Origin of the sequence: Pelagibacterium sp. 26DY04, from assembly GCF_031202305.1 — a bacterium.
GTDB lineage: Bacteria > Pseudomonadota > Alphaproteobacteria > Rhizobiales > Devosiaceae > Pelagibacterium.
On sequence record NZ_CP101731.1, the window covers coordinates 3190588 to 3211047 of the forward strand.

Annotated in this window: 24 protein-coding genes and 1 pseudogene; 7 read left to right on the plus strand and 18 right to left on the minus strand. The window is 59.7% G+C overall.

Going from position 1 to position 20460, the window contains the following annotated elements; all coding sequences use genetic code 11:
* Window positions 1-64: 64 nt before the first annotated feature.
* Together NO932_RS15775 and NO932_RS15780 are read left to right on the plus strand one after the other, a co-directional pair.
* Window positions 65-1777 carry a long-chain fatty acid--CoA ligase gene (locus tag NO932_RS15775; protein WP_309208277.1) on the plus strand — a complete coding sequence of 571 codons (1713 nt, stop codon included), beginning with the start codon at window positions 65-67 and terminating at the stop codon, window positions 1775-1777.
* 3 nt (window positions 1778-1780) lie between these two features.
* A complete protein-coding gene (locus tag NO932_RS15780; protein WP_309208278.1) occupies window positions 1781-2200 on the plus strand; it encodes a MerR family DNA-binding protein in 420 nt (139 codons plus the stop codon).
* 25 nt (window positions 2201-2225) lie between these two features.
* On the opposite strand, the gene NO932_RS15785 is transcribed toward NO932_RS15780, so the two are convergent.
* The 5 genes and pseudogenes from NO932_RS15785 to NO932_RS15805 all read right to left on the minus strand — a co-directional run bounded on the left by NO932_RS15785 (window position 2226) and on the right by NO932_RS15805 (window position 5986).
* A complete protein-coding gene (locus tag NO932_RS15785) occupies window positions 2226-3719 on the minus strand; it encodes an aldehyde dehydrogenase family protein (protein WP_309208279.1) in 1494 nt (497 codons plus the stop codon).
* Window positions 3720-3881: 162 nt separating this feature from the next.
* Complete coding sequence (locus tag NO932_RS15790) at window positions 3882-4751, minus strand: alpha/beta hydrolase (protein ID WP_309208281.1); 870 nt, start codon at window positions 4749-4751, stop codon at window positions 3882-3884.
* Between the two features lie 102 nt (window positions 4752-4853).
* Entirely contained in the window at window positions 4854-5456 is a 603-nt protein-coding gene (locus NO932_RS15795; RefSeq protein WP_309208283.1) for an HD domain-containing protein, read from the minus strand.
* A 46-nt stretch (window positions 5457-5502) separates the two neighbouring features.
* Window positions 5503-5742, minus strand: a pseudogene (locus tag NO932_RS15800) (hypothetical protein); the annotation flags it as partial.
* Between the two features lies 1 nt (window position 5743).
* Complete coding sequence (locus NO932_RS15805) at window positions 5744-5986, minus strand: DUF2934 domain-containing protein (RefSeq protein WP_309160065.1); 243 nt, start codon at window positions 5984-5986, stop codon at window positions 5744-5746.
* A 183-nt stretch (window positions 5987-6169) separates the two neighbouring features.
* On the opposite strand from NO932_RS15805, the gene NO932_RS15810 reads away from it, so the two are divergent.
* Together NO932_RS15810 and NO932_RS15815 are read left to right on the plus strand one after the other, a co-directional pair.
* A complete protein-coding gene (locus NO932_RS15810) occupies window positions 6170-6358 on the plus strand; it encodes a DUF3008 family protein (protein WP_309208284.1) in 189 nt (62 codons plus the stop codon).
* 116 nt (window positions 6359-6474) lie between these two features.
* Window positions 6475-6993 (plus strand): ferritin-like domain-containing protein, encoded by a 519-nt coding sequence (locus NO932_RS15815; protein WP_309208287.1) that lies wholly within the window; start codon window positions 6475-6477, stop codon window positions 6991-6993.
* Window positions 6994-7042: 49 nt separating this feature from the next.
* Here NO932_RS15815 and NO932_RS15820 read toward each other — a convergent pair whose 3' ends face one another.
* From NO932_RS15820 to NO932_RS15835, 4 genes are read right to left on the minus strand one after another with little or no spacing between them, the layout of a single operon-like run.
* Window positions 7043-7303 (minus strand): hypothetical protein, encoded by a 261-nt coding sequence (locus NO932_RS15820; protein ID WP_309208289.1) that lies wholly within the window; start codon window positions 7301-7303, stop codon window positions 7043-7045.
* Between the two features lie 22 nt (window positions 7304-7325).
* Complete coding sequence (locus NO932_RS15825) at window positions 7326-7622, minus strand: hypothetical protein (RefSeq protein WP_309160060.1); 297 nt, start codon at window positions 7620-7622, stop codon at window positions 7326-7328.
* A gap of 5 nt (window positions 7623-7627) precedes the next feature.
* Window positions 7628-8800 (minus strand): zinc-dependent alcohol dehydrogenase, encoded by a 1173-nt coding sequence (locus NO932_RS15830; protein WP_309208291.1) that lies wholly within the window; start codon window positions 8798-8800, stop codon window positions 7628-7630.
* A gap of 13 nt (window positions 8801-8813) precedes the next feature.
* Entirely contained in the window at window positions 8814-9443 is a 630-nt protein-coding gene (locus NO932_RS15835) for an SRPBCC family protein (protein WP_309208293.1), read from the minus strand.
* 183 nt (window positions 9444-9626) lie between these two features.
* On the opposite strand from NO932_RS15835, the gene NO932_RS15840 reads away from it, so the two are divergent.
* The 3 genes from NO932_RS15840 to NO932_RS15850 all read left to right on the plus strand — a co-directional run bounded on the left by NO932_RS15840 (window position 9627) and on the right by NO932_RS15850 (window position 11507).
* On the plus strand, window positions 9627-9908 hold the full coding sequence (locus NO932_RS15840) for a hypothetical protein (RefSeq protein WP_309208294.1): 282 nt from the start codon (window positions 9627-9629) through the stop codon (window positions 9906-9908).
* Between the two features lie 18 nt (window positions 9909-9926).
* A complete protein-coding gene (locus tag NO932_RS15845) occupies window positions 9927-10199 on the plus strand; it encodes a hypothetical protein (protein WP_309160056.1) in 273 nt (90 codons plus the stop codon).
* A gap of 348 nt (window positions 10200-10547) precedes the next feature.
* On the plus strand, window positions 10548-11507 hold the full coding sequence (locus NO932_RS15850; RefSeq protein ID WP_309208296.1) for an alpha/beta fold hydrolase: 960 nt from the start codon (window positions 10548-10550) through the stop codon (window positions 11505-11507).
* A 699-nt stretch (window positions 11508-12206) separates the two neighbouring features.
* On the opposite strand, the gene NO932_RS15855 is transcribed toward NO932_RS15850, so the two are convergent.
* The 9 genes from NO932_RS15855 to NO932_RS15895 form a co-directional block, all read right to left on the minus strand.
* Window positions 12207-12926 (minus strand): YoaK family protein, encoded by a 720-nt coding sequence (locus tag NO932_RS15855; protein WP_309208297.1) that lies wholly within the window; start codon window positions 12924-12926, stop codon window positions 12207-12209.
* A 240-nt stretch (window positions 12927-13166) separates the two neighbouring features.
* Entirely contained in the window at window positions 13167-13883 is a 717-nt protein-coding gene (locus NO932_RS15860; RefSeq protein WP_309208299.1) for a glycerophosphodiester phosphodiesterase family protein, read from the minus strand.
* Between the two features lie 12 nt (window positions 13884-13895).
* Window positions 13896-14783, minus strand: coding sequence for a MurR/RpiR family transcriptional regulator (locus tag NO932_RS15865; protein ID WP_309208300.1), 888 nt, complete (start codon window positions 14781-14783; stop codon window positions 13896-13898).
* Between the two features lie 36 nt (window positions 14784-14819).
* Window positions 14820-15854 carry an ATP-binding cassette domain-containing protein gene (locus NO932_RS15870; RefSeq protein ID WP_309208302.1) on the minus strand — a complete coding sequence of 345 codons (1035 nt, stop codon included), beginning with the start codon at window positions 15852-15854 and terminating at the stop codon, window positions 14820-14822.
* The gene (locus tag NO932_RS15875) at window positions 15851-16606 is read right to left on the minus strand and encodes a glycerophosphodiester phosphodiesterase family protein (protein WP_309208304.1); all 756 of its coding nucleotides are present in this window, start codon (window positions 16604-16606) and stop codon (window positions 15851-15853) included. Before NO932_RS15875 ends, NO932_RS15870 begins: the two co-directional genes overlap by 4 nt.
* A 21-nt stretch (window positions 16607-16627) precedes the next feature.
* The gene (locus NO932_RS15880) at window positions 16628-17437 is read right to left on the minus strand and encodes a carbohydrate ABC transporter permease (RefSeq protein ID WP_309208306.1); all 810 of its coding nucleotides are present in this window, start codon (window positions 17435-17437) and stop codon (window positions 16628-16630) included.
* Window positions 17427-18296, minus strand: coding sequence for a sugar ABC transporter permease (locus tag NO932_RS15885; RefSeq protein ID WP_309208307.1), 870 nt, complete (start codon window positions 18294-18296; stop codon window positions 17427-17429). Before NO932_RS15885 ends, NO932_RS15880 begins: the two co-directional genes overlap by 11 nt.
* A 54-nt stretch (window positions 18297-18350) precedes the next feature.
* Window positions 18351-19607: an ABC transporter substrate-binding protein gene (locus NO932_RS15890; protein ID WP_309208308.1), complete on the minus strand. Its 1257-nt coding sequence runs from the start codon at window positions 19605-19607 to the stop codon at window positions 18351-18353.
* Window positions 19604-20341 (minus strand): hypothetical protein, encoded by a 738-nt coding sequence (locus tag NO932_RS15895; protein ID WP_309208310.1) that lies wholly within the window; start codon window positions 20339-20341, stop codon window positions 19604-19606. Before NO932_RS15895 ends, NO932_RS15890 begins: the two co-directional genes overlap by 4 nt.
* Between the last annotated feature and the right edge of the window lie 119 nt (window positions 20342-20460).

A 20460-nucleotide genomic window follows, 5' to 3' on the forward strand; every position in this document is an offset into this window, starting at 1 on the left:
TAACGTCATGCCGTGACATAGTTCGTTCAAACAATACCGGACAAAAGTCCGTCGGAGGAGAACAATGGACCACCCCGTCGCCGCCAATCGCCCATGGATCAAATCCTATCCCGATGGGATCGAATGGGATACGCCGATAGACACCACTCCGGTGCATGAGCAGCTTTCGGCCTCCTGCGCCAAAATGGGCGACGCGACGGCACTGGACTTTATGGGAGCGACCACATCGTTTCGCCGGCTCGGCGAGCAGATCAATGCCCTGGCCGGGGCGCTGCAGAGCGAACTGGGCATCGGAAAGGGCGATCGGGTGGCGCTGCTGATGCCCAACACGCCCTTTTACATCATCTCATACTTTGCCGTGCTGCGGATCGGGGCGACGGTGGTCAACTGCAATCCCCTCTATTCGGTGGGCGAACTCAGCCACATCGTCGCCAATTCCGGGGCGCAGACGCTGATCACGCTCGATCTCAAGGTGACGTTCGAGAGCGCTGACAAGCTAGCCAGCCAGGGCCATATCAAAAAGCTGGTGGTCGCCCATTTCCCCAATGCCCTGCCCGGCGTCAAGAAGGTGCTCTACAAGACCCTCAAGCGCAGGGACCTGGCAAAACCCAAGGAGTCTGCGGCAAGCGAAACCATCGTTTCGTTCGAAGACCTTATCGCCCTGGGCAGGACGCCCACGACGGTCATGATAGACCCGGCCACGGACGTCGCCGTGCAGCAATATACCGGCGGCACAACGGGAACGCCCAAAGGTGCCATGCTCAGCCACGCCAATATCGCGGCCAATATGAGCCAGATCGACAAATGGGGGTGCGGGCTGTTCTATCCGCCTTCCAAGATCGTGGCCATTCTCCCCTTCTTCCATATCTTTGCGATGACCGTGTGCATGAACGTGCCGCTATGTTCGGGCGCGCAGGTGGTGATGCTGCCCCGCTTCGAGATGAAGGCGTTTCTCTCGCTGATGAAACGCACAAAGCCCAATGTGCTTCCGGCAGTGCCTACCCTGCTCCATGCCCTGGCCACCAAGGCACCGGCGACGGCGGAAATCCTGGCGCCCATCGAAGTGGCGATCTCGGGCGGGGCGGGACTTCCCGGCGAGACGCGCGAGGCGTTCGCGAAAAAATCGAAAGCCATTCTTGCCGAAGGCTATGGGCTGACGGAAGCCTCGCCCGTGGTGACCTGCGCCGCCCTGCGCGTGGCTTCCAAGCCCGGCTCGATCGGCCTGCCGCTCCCGGCCACCGATGTGCGTTTCGTGAGCATAGACGATCCGGCCCAGGAAATGCCGCGCGGTGAGCGGGGCGAACTGGTGGTCAAAGGGCCGCAGGTGATGCTCGGCTATTATGGCGACGAGGCGGGAACGCGAGAGGCGTTTACGCCCGACGGTTATCTGCGGACCGCCGATGTCGGCTATTTCGACGAGGACGGATACGTGTTCCTCGTCGACAGGATCAAGGACCTGATCATCTCTTCGGGGTTCAACGTCTATCCACGCGCCATCGAGGATGCGATCTATAAGCACCCTGCGGTGGACGAAACCAATGTGATCGGGGTCAAGGACGAGTATCGCGGCGAAGCGCCGGTCGCCTATGTCAAGCTCAAGGACGGCGAGACGCTCACTCAAGAGGCGCTCAAGAGCTTCCTCAAGGACCACCTTTCAAAGCTCGAAATGCCGCGCGAGATCATTTTCAGGGACGAATTGCCGAAAACCATGATCGGCAAGCTTTCCAAAAACGATCTGCGCGCCGATTATGAAAAGACCGTCAGGACCGGGGGATAGACGTTGAACAAGCACGATGCCGAAAAGCGGGACCTGTTCGCCATTGCCGATCTGGCAAAGGAGTTCGACATTTCCACCCGTGCGATCCGCTTTTATGAATCCAAGGGATTGCTCAAGCCCGATCGGCTGGGCTCGACCCGCGTGTTCCGCCGCCGCGACAGGGCCAGGCTGATCCTGATCCTGCGCGGCAAGCGGCTGGGCTTCACCCTGCGCGACATCTCCGAATATCTCAGCCTCTATGACGCCGACCGGACGCGCACTGCCCAGGTCAAGCTTCTTGTCGAAAAGGTCGATGAGCGCCTGGCGCTGCTGCGGGCGCAACTGACCGACCTCGAGACGACGATCGAGGAGTTGACCGAAATCCGCCAACTGGCCGACGAGCGGTTGCGGCAAGAAGCGGCCGAGGGCGAAGCGAAAAGCTAAGCCCAAACCAAACTAGCCGCTGCCGCTAGATGTCGAACTTGATCCCCTGGGCCAAGGGCAGCTCGCGGGAATAGTTCACAGTGTTGGTCTGGCGGCGCATATAGGCCTTCCAGGCATCCGAGCCACTCTCGCGCCCGCCTCCGGTCTCCTTTTCGCCGCCGAACGCACCGCCGATCTCGGCGCCCGACGGTCCGATATTGACGTTGGCGATGCCGCAATCGGAGCCGGCGGCCGAAAGGAACGTCTCGGTCTCGCGCACATCGGTGGAAAAGATGCAGCTCGATAGCCCTTGCGGCACGTCGTTCTGAAGCGCGATGGCTTCCTCCAGCGTCTTGTAGGTCAAAACGTACAGGATGGGCGCGAAGGTCTCGTGTTTGACGATATCGGTCTGCTCGACCATTTCCACGATCGCCGGCCGGACATAGTGCCCGCCCGCCACCGCTTCGACCTTTTCACCACCAGTGATCTTGCCGCCTTGTGCCTTGGCCTTTTCCAAGGCGTGCTGCATGGCTTCGAACGCCTGATTGTCGATCAATGGTCCCACCAGCGTGCCCTTTTCGAGTGGATCGCCGATGGGCAGGCCGCCATAGACCGACTTCAGCTTTGCAACCAATTGATCGCGCACATCTTCGTGCACAATGAGCCGGCGCAGGCTGGTACAGCGTTGGCCGCAGGTGCCGACCGCAGAAAAAACGATGGCCCGGACCGCGTTGTCGAGATCGGCGGAAGGCGCGACGATCATGGCGTTGTTGCCCCCCAATTCGAGGATCGTCCTGCCGAAACGTTCCGCAACCCTTGGACCGACGATCCGGCCCATACGGGTCGATCCGGTGGCCGAGATCAGCGGCACGTCCTTCGATCCCGTGAGCGCTTCGCCCACCTCGGCCCCGCCCACGGCCACCTGCAACATGCCCTGGGGCGCCTCGCCGAAGCGGGCCAACGCCTTTTCGAAGATCTTTTTGACCGCGAGCGCCGTCAGCGGGGTCTTTTCCGAAGGTTTCCAGATCGTCGTGTTGCCGCATATGGTCGCCAGCGCAAAGTTCCAGGCAAAAACCGCGACGGGGAAATTGAAGGCCGAGATAACGCCGGTCACCCCCAGCGGATGCCAGGTTTCCCGCATGGAATGGCCGGGACGTTCCGAAGCGATGGTCAGCCCGAAGAGCTGCCGCGACTGACCGACGGCAAGATCGCAGATGTCGATCATCTCCTGGACCTCGCCCAGCCCCTCCTGGAGAATTTTGCCCGCTTCGAGCGACACCAGCGCGCCAAGCGCATCCTTGGCGGCGCGCAATTCCTCGCCGAACAGGCGGATCAACTCCCCGCGCCGTGGCGCCGGCACGAGCCGCCATTCTCCAAACGCCACCTTGGCCCGCGCGATCATCGCCTCGACATCGGAAGCGTCATGAGTTGCCACCTCCCCGATCAGGGCTCCGTCTATGGGGCTGTGCACCTTGAGCGAGCCCCCGGTCAGGTCGGCGGGATCGAGAAAAGCCGCTTTGAGAATGTCGGCATGAGACATCGATGGTTCCTCATTGTTCTGGCACCGGCCGTCAGGGGCCGGTTTACCGCCAAGTCTAGAGGAAGCGCATCGCGGGGCAAAACGATGTTTGGTGATCGCTTGATGACCAGGGCTGATCCATAAGGCCAGCGCCCCACGACGGGGCGCCGGGTCCGCGCTTTCTTATTGCTCGAAGAAACCCGCCGGGGTTTCGCCAGCCAGGAACGGCTCGATGAAGGCATAGAGCAGATCGGGCTGGCTGATGACCGCCGTATGGGAGGTGGCGGGCATGATGGCGAGGCGCGACTGCGGCAACGGAACGCCCATATCGCCCATGACCCCGCCACCGAGCAGATTGAACAATTCAACCGAATGCTCAAGCGTCACGACATCGGCATCCCCGGCGATGATCAGTACCGGCGCTTCGAGTTCTCCCACATCCTCGGTCCAATCGAACGTCTCGTGCTCAAGGGCGATCATCTTCTCGATGAAGGCATCGAACCCTTCCGGATCGGGAGCCAGTTCGGCCCAGCCTTCCTCGAAGAATGCGAACATCTCCGGCCCCATATCAGGGACCATGGCCAGATACTCTTCCTGCATGCCCTCATAGGTGAACGAGGTCGAGGCGGCGATGAGCTGGTCGATCTTTTCGGGGTAGTCGATGGCGAATTTCAGCCCCGCCGCCGCGCCCATGGAATAGCCGAACACATCGGCCTTTTCGATGCCGACCGCGTCCATGAAGGCGGCAACGTCACTGGCGAGGTTGGGGTAATTGATCGGGCGGTCGATATCGGTGGTGCGTCCGTGGCCCTGGAACTCGATGGCATAGACGGTATGGGTCTGGGCCAGCATCGGGATGATCTCACCCATGGTATCGATGTTCATGTGGGCGCCGTGCAAAACGATCATCGGGTCGCCCTCCCCGGAGACCTCGTAATACATCTCCATGCCATTGACCTCGACGCGGTCGCCCTGCGGCTCGGACTGGGCCAGAGCCGGACCAGTGGCAATGAGGCTCGCAACGATCAGCGCGGCCGATGAGAATTTGGTCATATCGTCTCTCCTCTTATGGCAAGGGACAGCGTCCCCTTCGCCGATAAGACGAGCCAGGGCGCTGCCAGCCGACAGAACGATACGCTTTTTTTGAAACGAGGATCAGACCTGAGCCGCGGCACGGCGCCATAAAGTGGGGTCCCCCTCCTCCATCACCGCCAGCAGGGCCTTCATTTCCGCGCGGAACCGCCGCCAGAATCCGGGGTCGTGCGCCGAGATGGTGCGGGCATTGTCGATGAGATCGGCCAGCTTGATGGTCTTGGCCTCGACCGGTGCCTTGGCCGTATGCAACAGGTCGATATGCTTGCGCGCCGCACGGTTGCCGTCCTGCGGGCGCGACACATCGGTGAGCCAATCGACGAGATCGCGGACCTCGTTCCCAAATTGGGCCCCGATCTCCTCGAGCGTCGCCGGAGTATCCTCGACCACATCGTGAAGGAGCGCGGCGGCCAGCATTTCCTCGGTGTGAGGCACCAATTTCACAAGTTCGGCTACCGCGATAGGGTGCACGATATAGGGCTCATCGACATATTTGCGCCGCTGGCTGATGGCCCCGTGGGCGGCACTGGCGAAGCGGTAGGCGCCGATGACGAGTTCGGAGGCGCTGATGCGGTCGACAACGATCTGCTCCAGCGCCTCTTCGCTATGAGCGGCCTTGAGGGATGGAATGGGGCGCGCGGTCAGGGTCGGGTATTTCGTCTTCATCGAGCGTGCGTCCGTGACGATCACGGGCTTCCTGGTTGTCGGGGAGGTCGTCTTCGACCCCGGCTTCCGGTCTGCGATCTCCCGGAGCGAACTCGTTGTGCCAATTGCCTTCGGCATCCTGGTACTCGATCTGCTCGTCACGATCGCCCACCTGCTGGCGCTGCGCGGCCTCCTCGGCCGCCCTATGCGCCGCCTCATGGGTCGCAAAGGTTTCCGAGAACACATCGCCCACCTTGTAGGCGAAGCCTCCGTCGTGCTCGACGACTTCGTAGGTCACCTTCACCATGTCATTTCCTTTCGCTCTGGTCGTCCTTGGCGGATGGCAATGGCCCGCCCTTGAAGGGTTTGGCACCCGTTGCCGATTCCGTCGCATCCGCCCCGCCTCCCGGGCTTCCCGGCAGATCGGGGTCGCCGGCAAGCTCGGCCTGGGCCTGAAGCCAGTGGGCCTGGTGCTTGCCGTGGGGACAGCCTTCACGTTCCCAAATCTCATAAGCGCGCCGGCGAATGGCTTCGGTGTCGATCTCGTTCATCTCTGCTCCTCCCTGCCGTGTATGGACGGCTTTGTGCGTGGCGGGCACAACGCGAACAACAAGGGTTTGTTCGCCCGATCAGCGTAGATTAAACGCATGCCCGCTTTGCGACGGCGCCAGGAACTCTTGGCGAGGACAGCGTGTTTTCAGAGACGGACCAACACCCTCCGATGGAGCAGTGAGATGCCTGCCAAATCCAAAGCACAGCAGAAGGCCGCGGGAGCGGCGCTTTCGGCAAAGCGCGGCGACACCAAGGTCAAGGAGCTCAAGGGCGCATCGAAATCGATGTACGAGTCCATGAGCGAAAAGGAACTCGACGAAATGGCTTCGACCAAGCGCAAGGGCAAGCCCGAGCACAAGTCCGATTCCTAGAAGCGGAATGCCTGCGATATCTTGAGTTAACCGTCGATCGGGCCCAACAGCGCCGGGCAACTGTCGCAACCGCGTCCCGTTACCTCCTCCAGCGCATTTGGAGCCACGGAGACTGGATGATGTTCACCAATGACGACGCCCTTTCGGTACTGGTGACCGGTTTGAAAAACGCTCACGCCATGGAAAACCAGGCGCTTTCGATCATGAAGCCCCAGGTGCAGCGTATAGAAAACTACCCCGACATGCGCGCCCGGCTCGAACAGCATATCGGGGAAACCGAAGGGCAGATCGAACGGCTCGAGACCATCTTCGGAGATCTCCAGGAGCGTCATTCGACATTGAAGGACACGATGCTCTCGGTCGGCGGGTCGATGGCGGTCTTGGGTCACGCCATGGCCGGCGACGAGGTGCTCAAGGACACCTTTGCCAATCATGCGTTCGAAAACTACGAGATCGCCGCCTATCGCTCGCTGATCACGCTCAGCGAAATGACATCACTGGCCAATGTCACCCCGCTTCTTGAGCAGAACCTGTCCGAAGAAGAAAATATGGCCCAGTGGATCAGGGATCACATCAAGGCGGTGACCGAACGCTATGTCAGCTTGAGCAGTTCGGGTCAAACGGCCAAGCGCTAGACATACCGTCTCCCAGGGAAAAGGCGGCATAGCCGCCTTTTCCACCTTCTCAACGATCCACGAATTTGTTGAAGCGGCTCGTCCCGCCGTCCTGGGTCTTCTCCTGATAGAGGAAGGCGAGATCGTTGTCGTCGAAGATCTCAAAGAACGTATCCCAATCGATCTCTTCGAGATTGTCCTCGGGGTCGCCGAAATCGATCCGCAGGATTCCGCCTTCGCCCTGGCCTTTGACCCGCGCCGGATGACCGTCGCGGGCCTCTGCCCAACGGCGGATTTCATCGTGATCGGTCGTGGTCTTGGATTCAGTCATTGTCATTCTCCTTTTAGAGAATTCAACGGGACGGAGTGATGATGCCGGCGATCAGCCCGCGCTCTCCCTCGGGGTCGATGCCGCTGTCGGTGATCTTCTGGACGCCGTAGAGCTTTTCGTCGGTGAACGCGCTGGCGCGGATGGAATAGACGTCGTCGTTCTCGTCATGACGGCGGGCAAGTTGGGCCTCCGCTTCGGCCGCCACCAGACGCGCATCGCCGCTCGTTTTGGCCCGCACCAGAACCTCGCCGTGGTTTTGCGCGATGTCCCAATTGGACGAACCTGGTTCAGCCAGGGGATAGAGCCTGAAAACTGCCATGGGCCTTACTCCGGCCTGAGGACCACCTTGGTCCATTCGTTCTGGTTGTCGTGGAAGTTCTTGTAGCCTTCCGGTCCCTGCTCCAGCGGCAGCCGGTGGCTGATAAGGAAGGTCGTGTCGATCTCTCCGTTGAGGATCTTTTCGAGCAGCGGCTTGGTGTATTTCTGGACGTGGGTTTGGCCGGTGCGCAGTTGCAGGCCTTTCTGCATCATCGCCCCCAAGGGGAATTTGTCGAGAAAGCCGCCATAAACACCCGGGACAGACACCCGTCCTCCCTTGCGGCAGGTGATCAGCGCCTCGCGCAGGGCGTGCCCGCGGTCCGCGGCCACACCCACCTTTTGCTTGACCACTTCGATAACGTTATCGGGCGCAAAGCCGTGCGCTTCCATGCCCACCGCATCGATCACCGCATCCGGGCCGATACCCCCACTCATTTCCATGAGCGCCTCGCCCACGTGGGTGCGGCTGAAATCAACGATCTTCGCGCCCAGCGATCGGGCCAGCTCGAGGCGGTGCGGGTGATGATCGATGCCGATCACCTGCTTTGCCCCCATCAGCAGCGCGCTCTGGATGGCAAACAATCCCACCGGACCGCACCCCCAGACCGCCACCGTATCGCCGGGCTCGATATCGGCATTTTCCGCCGCCATCCAGCCGGTGGGGAGGATGTCGGAAAGAAACAGTACCTTTTCGTCTTCCACATGATCGGGAACGACGATCGGCCCGACATCGGAAAACGGCACGCGCACATATTCAGATTGGCCGCCGGCATAACCGCCGGTAAGATGCGAATAGCCGAACAGCGCCGACATGGCGTGGCCGTAAAGCGGCTCACTCAGATCCTGAGCGTCCACCGGGTTGGAATTGTCGCAAGCCGAATATTGCTGCTTCTGACAGAAATAGCACGAGCCGCAGGAGATGGTGAACGGCACCACAACTTTCTGACCCTTCTCGAGCGTGCTCTTGGGGCCGGTTTCGACAACCTCGCCCATGAACTCATGGCCGAGAATGTCACCGGGCATCATGCCTGGGATGACACCATCGTAAAGGTGCAGGTCCGAACCGCAGATCGCCGTGGCCGTCACCTTGATAATGGCGTCACGGGGGTTGATGATTTCCGGATCGGGGACAGTATCGACACGGACGTCATGATGGCCGTGCCAGGTAAGGGCGCGCATGGAAATCTCCTGGTCAGGATTGGGCGTGGTAACAGGCGTCGGCGATCTCGCCGGTTTCCATCAGCATCTTGAACCGTTTCAGTTCACGTCTCCCCTGGACGCCAGGCTCGCGCCCGAACAGCTTGCCGATCCATCGTCCGACTTCCCCGGCCGGGGGCTTGTAGGCGACGATCGCCTCGACTTCGGTGCCGCGATCGGCCGAGGCATCGCGGAAGAAAACCTTGCCCTCGGCCTCGATCTCGGAGCCCTCTACCGAACGCCAGGCGATCAGTTCGCCATCGCGCTCCTCGACGATTTCCGTTTCCACATCGACAGTCTGGCCACCCGGCGCCTTGATCGTCCACACCGTCCGATCCTCGCCTGTTGGCTGAATGGACACGATGTTTTCCATGAAGCCCGCAAGATTTGAAAAATCACGCCAATAGGCGAAAAGCTCGGTGCGAGGCCGGTTGATGGTGATGGTCTTGCCAGTAACGGCAAAGTCTCCGAACCGGGTCTGACGGGCCGTGCGTCCAGGGGCCGAATCGCCGGGATGGCGCTGAAAATTCCGTCGCGAAAGCGCTCGATAGGAAACGGCAACCAGACCGGCGGCGGCGAGCAAAGCGAGCACACCGGTTTGGGCGCCTCTATTGTGTCGGGACATCTTCGACCTCGAATCCATGTGCATGGCCGAACGGAAGAGATCACAACCGGTTCCTGGCTTGACACAAGTGAACGGCTCGCCAGCGCCCCGCGAACCGATCCCCGGCGCTGGCGCCCGTCGGGGAACTCTCATCGCCGGTCGCCCGTTCGTCAGATGGACGACACGCGAACCGGAGAAGCGAGAATGGCCGATAGAGAAGAGGTTCGGGACGAAGCCCGCGGCAATCGGGGATTGGCCGGGGTCATCCTGGGGTTGGCGGCCCTGGTCGGCGTCATCTTTGTCGCCTTTCTCATCTACTATACGTTCATCGCCCCCGAGCGGGTCGCGGCCCCCACCGAGTCATTGGATGCCGAAACACCTTCGGAAGGTGTGGGAGTGCCTGATGGCGGAGAGCTCACGAACGAGCCCACCCAGGCGGCTCCCGATTCCCCCAGCCGTACACTGGGCGAGACGCAAGAGCCCTGAACCTAAAGGAGAAGTGCCATGGCCAATGCCGGAAAGAAGATGGGCAGCCACCCCACCGGACAGCAGGGCGCCAAGCCGGCGGGCAAAACCGAACCGGGCAAACTGACCGACGAATGGGATCTCGCCGACGAGATCGCCGGACGGAACAGTTTGCAGGGCAATGACCAGGAAAACGTCCACAATGAGCGTCAAGCCCAGGCCGGTTCGACAGGCGATACCGAAGGCGTAATCGAAAGCTTCGAGAAATCGCAAAAACACGCCGAAGCCTCCAAACGTGCGCAAAAGAAATAAAGCGTTTCCGGGAGCAGCTTCGACGCTATGCTTATGGTCGAAAAGAGTGGGGCGACGGTGAATTGACCTGTGACCCCCCTGCCGTGACAAACAGGGCCGGTGCCCAAAAAGCGACGGTTTGGGGCACTTACCTTTGGTAGCCGATCTCAATTCTTCACCGGACGGATCACTGTCGACACGTGGCCACTTCAGATAGATCCTAGCACCGTCGCCCTGAGCACGGGCTGTTAGTGTGGTGGAGAGGTTGGCGACTGCAGCCATTGCTTCGCCCTCTCTACCGACGTTGCTCGGTCATCAGATATTTATCCTTTGCCCGGCACCCTTCCCTCAGAACGGGGGTGCTCTAGTATGACGAAAGCCGCAAAGCTGCTCAAATGGGCCGCCATTACCGCAGCTGTGCTGGTCGTCGGGTATGTCGTGATCGGTAGCTGGCAAGCTGCCAGTCTGCTGGACGCTACGCTTCGTGTTGGCGCTCCGACTGCACAGAGCAGCGGCTGGCCGGCACCCCAAAGCCCTGCGGATATCGGATATGAAGGCGATCCACAGCAGGCGTATGGCTACGCCTTCCAAGATGTCGAGTTAAGTGGTGAGCTAGGCGATCTCGCCGCCTGGCTGATCCCTGCCTCACAGGAAAACGCAAATGCTCCATGGGCGATCTTTGTCCATGGCATTGGTGGCCGGCGCGAGAACGGTTATCGCTTCCTGCCCACGCTCCATGAGGCTGGCCTGCCGGTTTTGATGGTCAGCTATCGAAACGACAGCGATCAACCGGCTGATCCCAGCGGCCTATACGCCTTTGGCCTCACCGAATGGCGAGACCTCGAAACCGCTGTGCGGTATGCGACAGAGAATGGCGCTCCTTCCGTCATCGTTGTGGCGGAATCGATGGGCGGCGGTATCGTCGGCCAGTTCTTGCGCCAATCTGATGCTGCCACCTCCCTTTCGGCCATCGTGCTAGACGCGCCGGCAATCGACTTTCACGCTATCCTCACCAATCAGATCGAGCGCATGAACCTGCCTCTCGCACCCATTCTGGCACGGGGCGCGCTTTGGTTCAGCGGACTATCCGAGCCGGTGCATCTGGCGGACGCGGTGACGACCGAAGAGTTCGCCGCGTTCGGAGAACCGATATTTCTTTCCCACGGCTTCACCGACAGCGTCGTTCCCATCGGCAGCAGCGACGCCCTGGTTGCGAGACGCCAGAACGTCACCGAATACCTACGAACGGGGTCTGACCACATACAATCGTGGAAAAGTGACCCAGCCCGGTATGAGGCTGCACTGAGCGGATTTCTCGCGACGCTCTAGCGCGCAACTAGAGTAGCCCTTTTGGCAGGTTTCTGCGTGGTGACGCCACGACCCGCCCGAAGACGCTGAGATAGAAATATCCTTGATCCTTAAAAGCACCACCGGAGAATATGCCCTCTTAACCCTTCCGTTGCAGATCCCTTGTGGTCTGCTTTAAGCGAGCCACACTTCGGCCATCGAGGGCGATAGTATGTGTTCATGATCAGAACTTGCTCTCTCGTACTCATCGCATCGCTGCTCGCATTTCCGGCGCATGCCGACTCCAGCGATGAATCTGGCTATGGCATTCCTCCCGGGCATTTACCGCCACCGGGAAGTTGTCGGGTTTGGTTTCATGGCGTTCCACCCGGCCAGCAACCACCGCCAATGAGCTGCGAAGATGCGCAGGATTATGCCTATTGGTACGGTGGCCAGGTGATCTGGGGTGGCGAACGAAGGTAAGCCTGGTCGGGAGAGAAGATCGATCTTGGCTGTCGTAGTCGATGCATGACGGGTCAAGCCCGCGGGAATGTCTTTCCTGCTTGAAAGGCTACCCGTCATATATTCAGAAAAGAGGAGGTTGCCGCCGTCGCCTCTCGCTCCCATCCTCCTGGCACAAACGAGGCTCACCCGAGACGTCCCTACGACCACCGCACTTATTCTGCAGCTTTTCGTCCTACCGGGCCGACTGGCAACCGCCGTGACCAGCACATTTGAGGTTCAATTGGGGTGTCTTCTCGCTCGCCCAAGCTCGGGCATGCAGACTATGATCAAGAGCATCCCGGCGCCAGCCAGCATGGCTCCGCCAGCGAGAGTGTAGAAGAGAACACCGAGAACGCCTCCCGCTAGGAAAGCAATGATCGTCGAACAGTGCAGGGCAAGCTTGGCCGCATTGCTGGCCAGCTCCTCTCGGGGCAATTTGCCCCGGATCGCATCGATGATCGCCGATAGCTCGAGGCCGATGTCGGTCGCCATGCCGGAGACATGGGTGGTTCGCACCCTGGCATTCGATATGCGGGTAGCCGCCGCGTTCTGAAGCCCCATGGCAAAGCTCATCCCCAGTATCAGGGCAGCACTGCGGCCGAACGCTGGAAACAGGAGGGCGCCGGCTCCAAGCGCCGCGAGCAGAGCGCCCTCGACAATCACGCTCATGGCATAAATTGCTCGGATGTTCCGGCGCCGCCCGACACTGATCATCATGCCCGAGGCAAAGGCTCCGGCGATGAACGCCACAACGATCAGGGCGAACATTCCGGCTATGCCCAGGTCACCAGAAACGAGATATTCCGAGAGGAACGAGACGTTTCCGGTCATGTTGGCCGAATAATAGCCGACAGCAACAAAGCCGGCGGTATTTATGGCGCCGGCAACACCGGCGAGGAGTGCGGCCAAGCCGACATCGACCCGCACCGTTCTTTGTTCGCCCTCTCGGATCAGCATGCAGCCCCCAACATCTGAATCGAGGCAAGGCTATCACATAGCCGCCACTGGGTGGCTTTTTGTGCGCTAGGCACGGTTCAGGCACAAGAGAAGGGCGGACCGAATTGATGGTCGCGAGCGCCAGTCCACTGTACCGACATCGCGAGAAAGCCGCTTATGCAACAGTATTCGCATTGACCGTTGGCCGTTGGCCGTTTTACCGAAGAGTCACGGTGAGGCTACCGCAATACGGTCAAGGGTTCATCTCGCGAGAACGGCACGTGCCGCTTCGGGGTCATTGACGAGAAAACCGGACACGCCCGCACGCGCCATGCGAACAAGATCGGCGGCGGCGAAATCGCCGACCTTACGGCCTGTGTCGTGTTCGCCCACCGTAACCCAGACCGGCCCCAGCTCCAAGCATTGGGCAATGTAGTCGTCGCTAGCGTCACTTTCCCATACACGCAGGATGTTGCTTCCAGCCGCAAATGCGGCCTCCTTCGTGCTCATATCCCCTAGAAGGGCCAGAACACCGCCGGCCCAACCGGCCTTGCGGCAGAATGCAATGCTCTCGACAGTGTGGAGGCCCAGCGTGATGTCATGATCATCATAGCTCGACAACGCCCCTAGAATGGCATTGAGAACCGCGATCCGTTCGTCCTTGATGTCGAAAAGCAACCCTGTCGTGGGAGGAATCGTCTTAAAGACCTGCGACAGACGGGGCGCGACCGGCTCGCCAGCGATGCGTATGGCATCGAGCGCCGAGGCCGCTATGGCCGCAATTTCTTGCCGATGCCCCGAAAGGCGTTCAAGCGTTGCGTCGTGTGCACAAACGATCTCAAGATCGGCCGTGGCGCGCAAATCGATCTCGATAATATCGGCATGAGCGGCAATCGCGCCGAGCCACGCGGCGGCGGAGTTCTCACGGAAGCGAGCAGAAAAGCCGCGATGTGCGACAATGGCAGGGCAATGGTTCATCCGGTTCCCTTATCACGCCAGGCGCTTAGGTAGCGCGGCGCGGAATGCCTTGAAACTATCGAGAGATTTGAGGGACCTGCCGTCGTCGATCGACGCAAGATCGAGAACGATCGCATTGGCTATGGTCATGGGGACGACAAGCGATTGCGACTGCCCCACACCGCCACGCGACACTGAAATGTGCAGGTCCGCCGGCGGATCGATACGCGCTCCGTTAATGTCGCTCAGCACCAGCGTTTTCGCGCCTCGCTCCGCAGCGGCCGCCCTGATGTCGAGAACGACCTGCGATGGGTTGCGGAACGAGAGGAGCCAAACGACATCGTCCGCCGTGAGCGTGCTCAAAAGTTCGGGTAGAATGTGCATCTGAGAAGCCAGATCGACCGCGTCATATCCGGACCGTTTCAGACGCAGAGCGATTAATCCTGACAGCGTCGCTGCGTGGCTCCGGCCCAGCACGAAGATGCGGCGGCTATTACACAAGGCCTGCGAGAACGCTCGAATATCAGCGTCACTTACAGAGGTTTTCACCTGTTGCAGCGCGGTGATTTCACTTTCAAGCAGTGTTGCCAGCAGCTTGCCCTCTTCGGCGCGCACCAGGCGGGCTGCCATGCGGGCGGCCGGATTTTCGAAATCCCCTGTACCAGAATCCACGAGATTGGCCTGTAGGAATGCCCGAAACTCCGGGTAGCCGGCAAAGCCCAGCCGCCGTGCAAGGCGCACCGCCGATGCAGGATGCACTCCCGCGCGCGTCGACACTTCCTTGCCGTTGTCCATGGCCGCTCGCACCGGATCGCTCATCAGCACATCGAGCAGCCGTGCATCGGCTTCTGTCAGCCTTGCCGAATTGACTGCGATGAGATCAGCCAAAAATCTCGGCACTTCCCCTTGGCTATCAGTCATTTTCTCCCCCGTCGCCCACATAGATCGAGGCCAAGCCTACTGCGCTCGACCAGCAACCGCATTTCCGGTCTCGCGGTCAAACAGCAACGCATCATTAGGATCATACCCGATCCAGAACTGTTCGGGATTGGCCGGAACGCTGTGCCGCGGCACCGACAAGGTCAGGCGTCCAACAGGGGTCTTGCAATGGAGTATAGCCTCGGCACCAGTCATTTCCGAGAGCAGCAGTGTAGCGGGCCAGCTTTGGCCCTCCGGTTCCGCCTCATAGGCCCTCAGCACTTCTGGTCTAAATCCCGCAATAACGGCTGTGCCGTCCTTGAGCTTGGCGACGTCATCACCGGCAACGAAATTGATCGCCGGCGCACCCAGAAAACCAGCCACGAACTGATTGGCGGGCCGATCATAGATCGCTTCGGGCGTATCGAACTGCAATAGGTGCCCATCCTTCAATACCGCCACCCGGTCTGCCAGCGAAAGCGCCTCGGTCTGATCGTGGGTGACATAGATGATTGTCGCGCCCAATTGACGGTGCAACTGTTTGATTTCGGTGCGCATTGCAACCCGGAGTGCATTGTCGAGATTGGATAGCGGCTCGTCCATCAGAAAGGTCGACGTATTGCGAGCCATGGCCCGTCCCATGGCGACGCGTTGGCGCTGTCCGCCCGAAAGGGCGCCCGGTTTGCGGTCAAGGTAAGGGGTGAGCTGAAGGGTTCTGGCAACGTCCTCGGCACGCGCGTTGCGCGTGGCCTTGGGGATGCCGCGAAGTTCGAGACCGAACGCTATGTTTTCGCGCACGCTCATATGCGGATAGAGCGCGTAGTTCTGGAAGATCATCGCAATGTCGCGATCCTGCGGCGGCAGGTCATTTGCGCGCTTACCGTCGATCACGATATCGCCCTCGCCACAGCTCTCAAGCCCGGCAATCAATCGCAAAAGGGTGGATTTTCCGCATCCGGAGGGCCCAACAATGACGATAAATTCGCCCGGCTCGATCGCCATGTCGATGCCGTGGAGCACCTGCGGTCCACCGGGATACCGTTTGCGTATGTTGCTAAGAACGATTCCGCTCATGGATTTACCTGCTTATGGGACGCGTTCCAAAGCGCCCGCCGTGCAATGGCAAGGCTTGGCCGGTCACTTGTGAAAACTTTCGCCTCGAGATCGAACGCCTTGTCGATCTGGGCCTCCGAATGGGCGCCCCAGCAGCCGAATGCGAGACCGGAACCGAAGATTTCGTCGCGAATGGCGTGCGACGACTGGTCGATGTTGATGCCCAGCTCCCGAACGCCATGATCACGGGCGAGGGTGATTGCCGCGCCGATGCCTTGGGCCTCAACAATTGCGGGATTGACCAGCCAAAGCGACGGCCGGTCGCACGCGCTTGCGATTTCGACAAGCGTTTCGATGACAAATGACGAAAAGATCGTGGTTGAAAGACGCCCGTAAGCGGCCAGCCTGTCGACAACGGCGGGAACAAAATCCCGGTATGGCCGACCGTCAGCACCAGCCTTGATCTCGCAGCGGAATGCTACCGGGCTATCGGTGTAAATCTCACACAATTGCTCTAAACGCAGAGGATGCCCTCCCCCATCGTTTATGATCGCAGCGCAAACTTCGGACATGGACATTTCGGCGATGACGCCAGTCCTGTTTGTCGTCCGGTCGAGCGTGGGATCATGATGAACGACGATGTGACCATCACGCGTGGGGTGAAGGTCGAACTCGACTTCCTCGAGGTCCATCCGTGCAGTGGCGATAAAGCCAGCTCTGGTGCTGTCTCCGAATTCGAGCGTGCCGCCGCGATGGGATGCAATACGGGTCAAGGCGTTTCCTTTTAGACTTGGTTATTTGACGGCGCCGCTGGTCATGCCGCGCACGAGATGCTTTTCAACAATGACAAAGCCGACAATGACCGGAAGCATGGAAATGGCTGAAGCGGCCATGACCAGGGGCCAATCGATGGCACCTTCGCCGGGGTTGATGCGGTAAAGGCGCGAGAGACCGAGCTGCAGGGTATAGAGATCCTGCTCGCTGACCGCCACGAGAGGCCAGATATAGCTGTTCCACTCGGTGATGAAGATATAGAGCCCCATGGACATGATGGCAGGCTTGGAAATGGGCACGATTACCCTCCAGAGCACCTGCAGAGGCCTTGCGCCATCCATATACGCCGCTTCATCGAGCGCCTTGGGGATGCCGCGCATGTATTGGCGCAGAAAGAACGCGGCAAAACCGTTGGAAATGGCCGGCAGGATCAGCCCGGCATAGGTGTCGAGCAGCCCGGCATTGGCCAATGTCAGGTAGTTAGGAATAAGACTGATGTGACTGGGGATCATCAGTGTGGCGACCGTCAGCCCGAACAGCAGATCGTTGCCAGGAAAGCTGAAGCGCGCAAAGGCGAAGGCCGCCATCGTCGCCACGATCAGGCCGACAAGAGTGACCAGCCCGGAAACGATGATGCTGTTAAGGAGGTATTGGGCAAAATTGTACTGACCGATCGCACGGGCATAATTGTCGAACGTGAATTCGAACCCGCCGGTGTAATAGGCGTTGGCGGTCTGGAAAGACATCCAGATCGACCACAGCACCGGCAAGAGGAACAGAACGCCGCAAGCCAGCGCGATAAAGGTGAGGAGGCGCTGTCTAGGAAGCATAGTGCACCTTTTGCCCCAGGATTTTCGATTTGACGAAAGCCAGGATCACCAGAAGGACAAACAGCATCACCGCCAGCGCCGAGCCCTGTCCGATATCGAAAAGGTTAAAGCCGATACGATAGAGCAGCGTAACCAGCATCGTCGTGCCGCCCGCCGGACCACCATTGGTCATTACATCGACGATGGTGAAGATCTGGAAGGCTTCGATGACGGACACCACCAGCAGGAAATAGGTCGTAGGCATGACCAGCGGGAAGGTAACGCGCCGAAAGACATGGAGCTTTTTGCCGCCATCGACCGCAGCGGCATCGTAGAGTTCGCTTGGGACAGCCTGAAGTGCCGCGATATAGATGATGATATCGTATCCGAGCTGCTTCCAGGTGTTGACCACGATCAGCGCGGCCAAAGCCAGCCAAGGCGTCTGCAGCCATTGAACCTTTGCGAGCCCGACGCTCTGCAACAAATTATTGGCCATGCCGTAGTCGGTTGAAAACACCCAGGAAAACACCACTGCAATGGAAACGGTGGAGGTTACGGCCGGCAAAAAGAATGCTCCGCGCAATATACGGGCCGCCGCGGTTTCGCGAACAAGAAAGCTCGCGATGATCAATGCCAGCGCCAGCCGGAGCGGCACCGATATCGCCGTAAAGATCGCTGTGACCCGCAGGGCGTTCCAGAACTCATGGGAGTTCAAGATCAGTTCGTAGTTTTTGAACCCCACGAACGGGCGGTGACTTGAGAGGAAATCCCAATCGTGAAAGGAAAGGTCGAGGCTGGTCAGGATAGGGATATAGGTAAAAACCGCGATGAAACCAATCATCGGGGCGACGAGGAGATAGGGCGTGAGCTTGCGAAGCATGGGGGAGAAGCGGACCCTGCTTCACAGGGCCCGCCCTTTCAGAGTGACATGCGATCAAGGAGCCAAACGGGCTGCCTCGGTGCGGGTGCGCTCAGCGAAGTCGGTCAGAGCTTCCGTCACATCGCGCTGGCCGAGAGCCATGGCTTCCCACAATTCATACTCGCTCGTACGCATCCAGGTTACGACCGGAGGGCGCGGACGGCCTTGGGCAAAATCAAGCTGGTTGATGGCGGTGTCGATGCCGGGCTGCTCGGCAAGAGCCTCGGCTGCTACCGGCTGATCGGGGGTATTGCGATTGATGGGCATATAGCCGGTCGTGGCAAACCAGGACGCATTGGATTCGGCTGACGCTGCGAAACTGATGAACTCGTAGGCCGCGTCCTGCACGTCCTGGTCGGCAGTGGAAAGAATGCCAATGCCTGCACCTCCGATGGGCACCGAGCAGGCCTTGTTGCACGGCATCGGGCGCACGGCGAGGTCTTCACCTATGGCCGCACTCGCGCCACCATAATTGCCGGTCGAGTTGAACATGATGCCGACATTGCCCGCATAAAAGGCGTCACGGCCCGAGCTTTCGGTAGTCACGGCATCGACCGAAGCCAAACCGTTCTGGACCAGCGAAGCCATCCATTCGTAGGCTTCGATGGTGTTGGGTGCATCGAGCAGAATTTCACCGGTTTCCGGGTCGATCAGGTTGCTGTCATTGCCCATTACAAGACCCCAACGGGCGAACTGACCTGGCGCGGCGATGCCGAACACGCCCTCATCGCCGAGAGCGTCCTGAACCTGTCGGGCTACCGCCTCGACATCGGCAAAAGTCTCCAGCTCGGGCTCTTCCGTAATACCGGCACGCTCGAGGATGTCGCGATTGTAGTAGAGCACGGGCGTCGAGGAGTTGAAGGGGATGATGTAGTTTTTGCCATCGTAGATGCCGACTTCCCGCGCAAAGTCGTACAGGTCATCGCGCAGAGGGTCCGCGTCGAGATATGGCGTGAGGTCGACCAACGCGCCACGGTCGGCAAACAGGCCATAACGGGTCACTTCGAGGATCACAGCGTCAGGCGCGCGGCGGGCTGGGATAGCAGCCTGAAGGCGGGTGACGATGTCCTCATAATTGCCGACATGCTCCGCTTCGATGTTGATTTCGGGATGCTCGGCCTCGAAATTCTCGATAATCTCAGCCAGGGCCTCCCCTGAAGCACCACCAAAGCTGTGCCAAAACTCAACGGTGACTTGGGCCTGAGCCGACGCGGTAGCGCCCGCCAGTGCGATAAGGCTCACGGCCAAACGAGAATGCAATTTCTGTATCATTTTTCCCATTCCTGCAATTTGAATTGCAGTGCTTGTAGGGAATCGTTGCAACACTTTCTTGAATGCCCCGTGACAGTTCGGTGAAAGGGAGAATAGCGGACAAATTCGACGTGAGACGGATAACCAGTTGCGACGTGGCTTGCCGTCGAGTCCGCGAAGTGGCGTTGGCGCACTTTCGGCCCTACCAGATCACGCGGCAAACCCATCCCGACCACATCCGCAGAAAGAAAGGTGAACAGGTTCGGGATTGTCCCACCAGCGATGGCACCATCCCGAAGGACCTCAATATCGTTCAACAGGCACTTAACTGGCGCGGAGTTCAGGGTGCCGTTTTTGAGGCGCCGAGCCAGCCGCCGCCCCGGGATCGACACCTTACGCGAGCAGGGAGAGTTTGCAAAAGCTGCTAGGCTCGTGTGCGTCTTTTCATGGCGCTGACCTTGTCCACCGCTGGTCGGAAAACCGCAATTCTGTAATTGACGTGGGATCGGGTCGATTTTGAGCGTGAACAAATCCGGCTTGGTGTCGTCGGAGAACGAAATCGCAAGGGTCGCGAGCCCATCCCGAGGACTGACCGACTGAAGACTGAGCTCATCTAGGCCAGGCGAGCCGCCGTGTCGCCCTATGTGAGAGAGTATGCGGGCCACAAGGTGCAGGACATCAAGAAAGGGTTCGCCGCAGTCTGGATGGCGGAGCAGGGAATTCCTATGAGCGATATTGCGCAATTTCTTGGGCATTCTGATCCAAACATTACGTATCTCGTTTATGCGAGATACTCCCCGCAGTATTTCAAGAGGCAGCCAGCGCGCTTGAATTCTGAGCTGGCTTGTAGGAACCGCGACTTCAGGGGAACTGA

Coding starts and splice junctions, on each gene's coding strand:
- NO932_RS15775 (WP_309208277.1), top strand. CDS start 65: ATGGACCACCCCGTCGCCGCCAATCGCCCATGGATCAAATCCTATCCC.
- NO932_RS15785 (WP_309208279.1), bottom strand. CDS start 3,719: ATGTCTCATGCCGACATTCTCAAAGCGGCTTTTCTCGATCCCGCCGAC.
- NO932_RS15790 (WP_309208281.1), bottom strand. CDS start 4,751: ATGACCAAATTCTCATCGGCCGCGCTGATCGTTGCGAGCCTCATTGCC.
- NO932_RS15795 (WP_309208283.1), bottom strand. CDS start 5,456: ATGAAGACGAAATACCCGACCCTGACCGCGCGCCCCATTCCATCCCTC.
- NO932_RS15805 (WP_309160065.1), bottom strand. CDS start 5,986: ATGAACGAGATCGACACCGAAGCCATTCGCCGGCGCGCTTATGAGATT.
- NO932_RS15810 (WP_309208284.1), top strand. CDS start 6,170: ATGCCTGCCAAATCCAAAGCACAGCAGAAGGCCGCGGGAGCGGCGCTT.
- NO932_RS15815 (WP_309208287.1), top strand. CDS start 6,475: ATGATGTTCACCAATGACGACGCCCTTTCGGTACTGGTGACCGGTTTG.
- NO932_RS15820 (WP_309208289.1), bottom strand. CDS start 7,303: ATGACTGAATCCAAGACCACGACCGATCACGATGAAATCCGCCGTTGG.
- NO932_RS15825 (WP_309160060.1), bottom strand. CDS start 7,622: ATGGCAGTTTTCAGGCTCTATCCCCTGGCTGAACCAGGTTCGTCCAAT.
- NO932_RS15830 (WP_309208291.1), bottom strand. CDS start 8,800: ATGCGCGCCCTTACCTGGCACGGCCATCATGACGTCCGTGTCGATACT.
- NO932_RS15835 (WP_309208293.1), bottom strand. CDS start 9,443: ATGTCCCGACACAATAGAGGCGCCCAAACCGGTGTGCTCGCTTTGCTC.
- NO932_RS15840 (WP_309208294.1), top strand. CDS start 9,627: ATGGCCGATAGAGAAGAGGTTCGGGACGAAGCCCGCGGCAATCGGGGA.
- NO932_RS15845 (WP_309160056.1), top strand. CDS start 9,927: ATGGCCAATGCCGGAAAGAAGATGGGCAGCCACCCCACCGGACAGCAG.
- NO932_RS15850 (WP_309208296.1), top strand. CDS start 10,548: ATGACGAAAGCCGCAAAGCTGCTCAAATGGGCCGCCATTACCGCAGCT.
- NO932_RS15855 (WP_309208297.1), bottom strand. CDS start 12,926: ATGCTGATCCGAGAGGGCGAACAAAGAACGGTGCGGGTCGATGTCGGC.
- NO932_RS15860 (WP_309208299.1), bottom strand. CDS start 13,883: ATGAACCATTGCCCTGCCATTGTCGCACATCGCGGCTTTTCTGCTCGC.
- NO932_RS15865 (WP_309208300.1), bottom strand. CDS start 14,783: ATGACTGATAGCCAAGGGGAAGTGCCGAGATTTTTGGCTGATCTCATC.
- NO932_RS15870 (WP_309208302.1), bottom strand. CDS start 15,854: ATGAGCGGAATCGTTCTTAGCAACATACGCAAACGGTATCCCGGTGGA.
- NO932_RS15880 (WP_309208306.1), bottom strand. CDS start 17,437: ATGCTTCCTAGACAGCGCCTCCTCACCTTTATCGCGCTGGCTTGCGGC.
- NO932_RS15885 (WP_309208307.1), bottom strand. CDS start 18,296: ATGCTTCGCAAGCTCACGCCCTATCTCCTCGTCGCCCCGATGATTGGT.
- NO932_RS15890 (WP_309208308.1), bottom strand. CDS start 19,607: ATGATACAGAAATTGCATTCTCGTTTGGCCGTGAGCCTTATCGCACTG.
- NO932_RS15895 (WP_309208310.1), bottom strand. CDS start 20,341: ATGCCCAAGAAATTGCGCAATATCGCTCATAGGAATTCCCTGCTCCGC.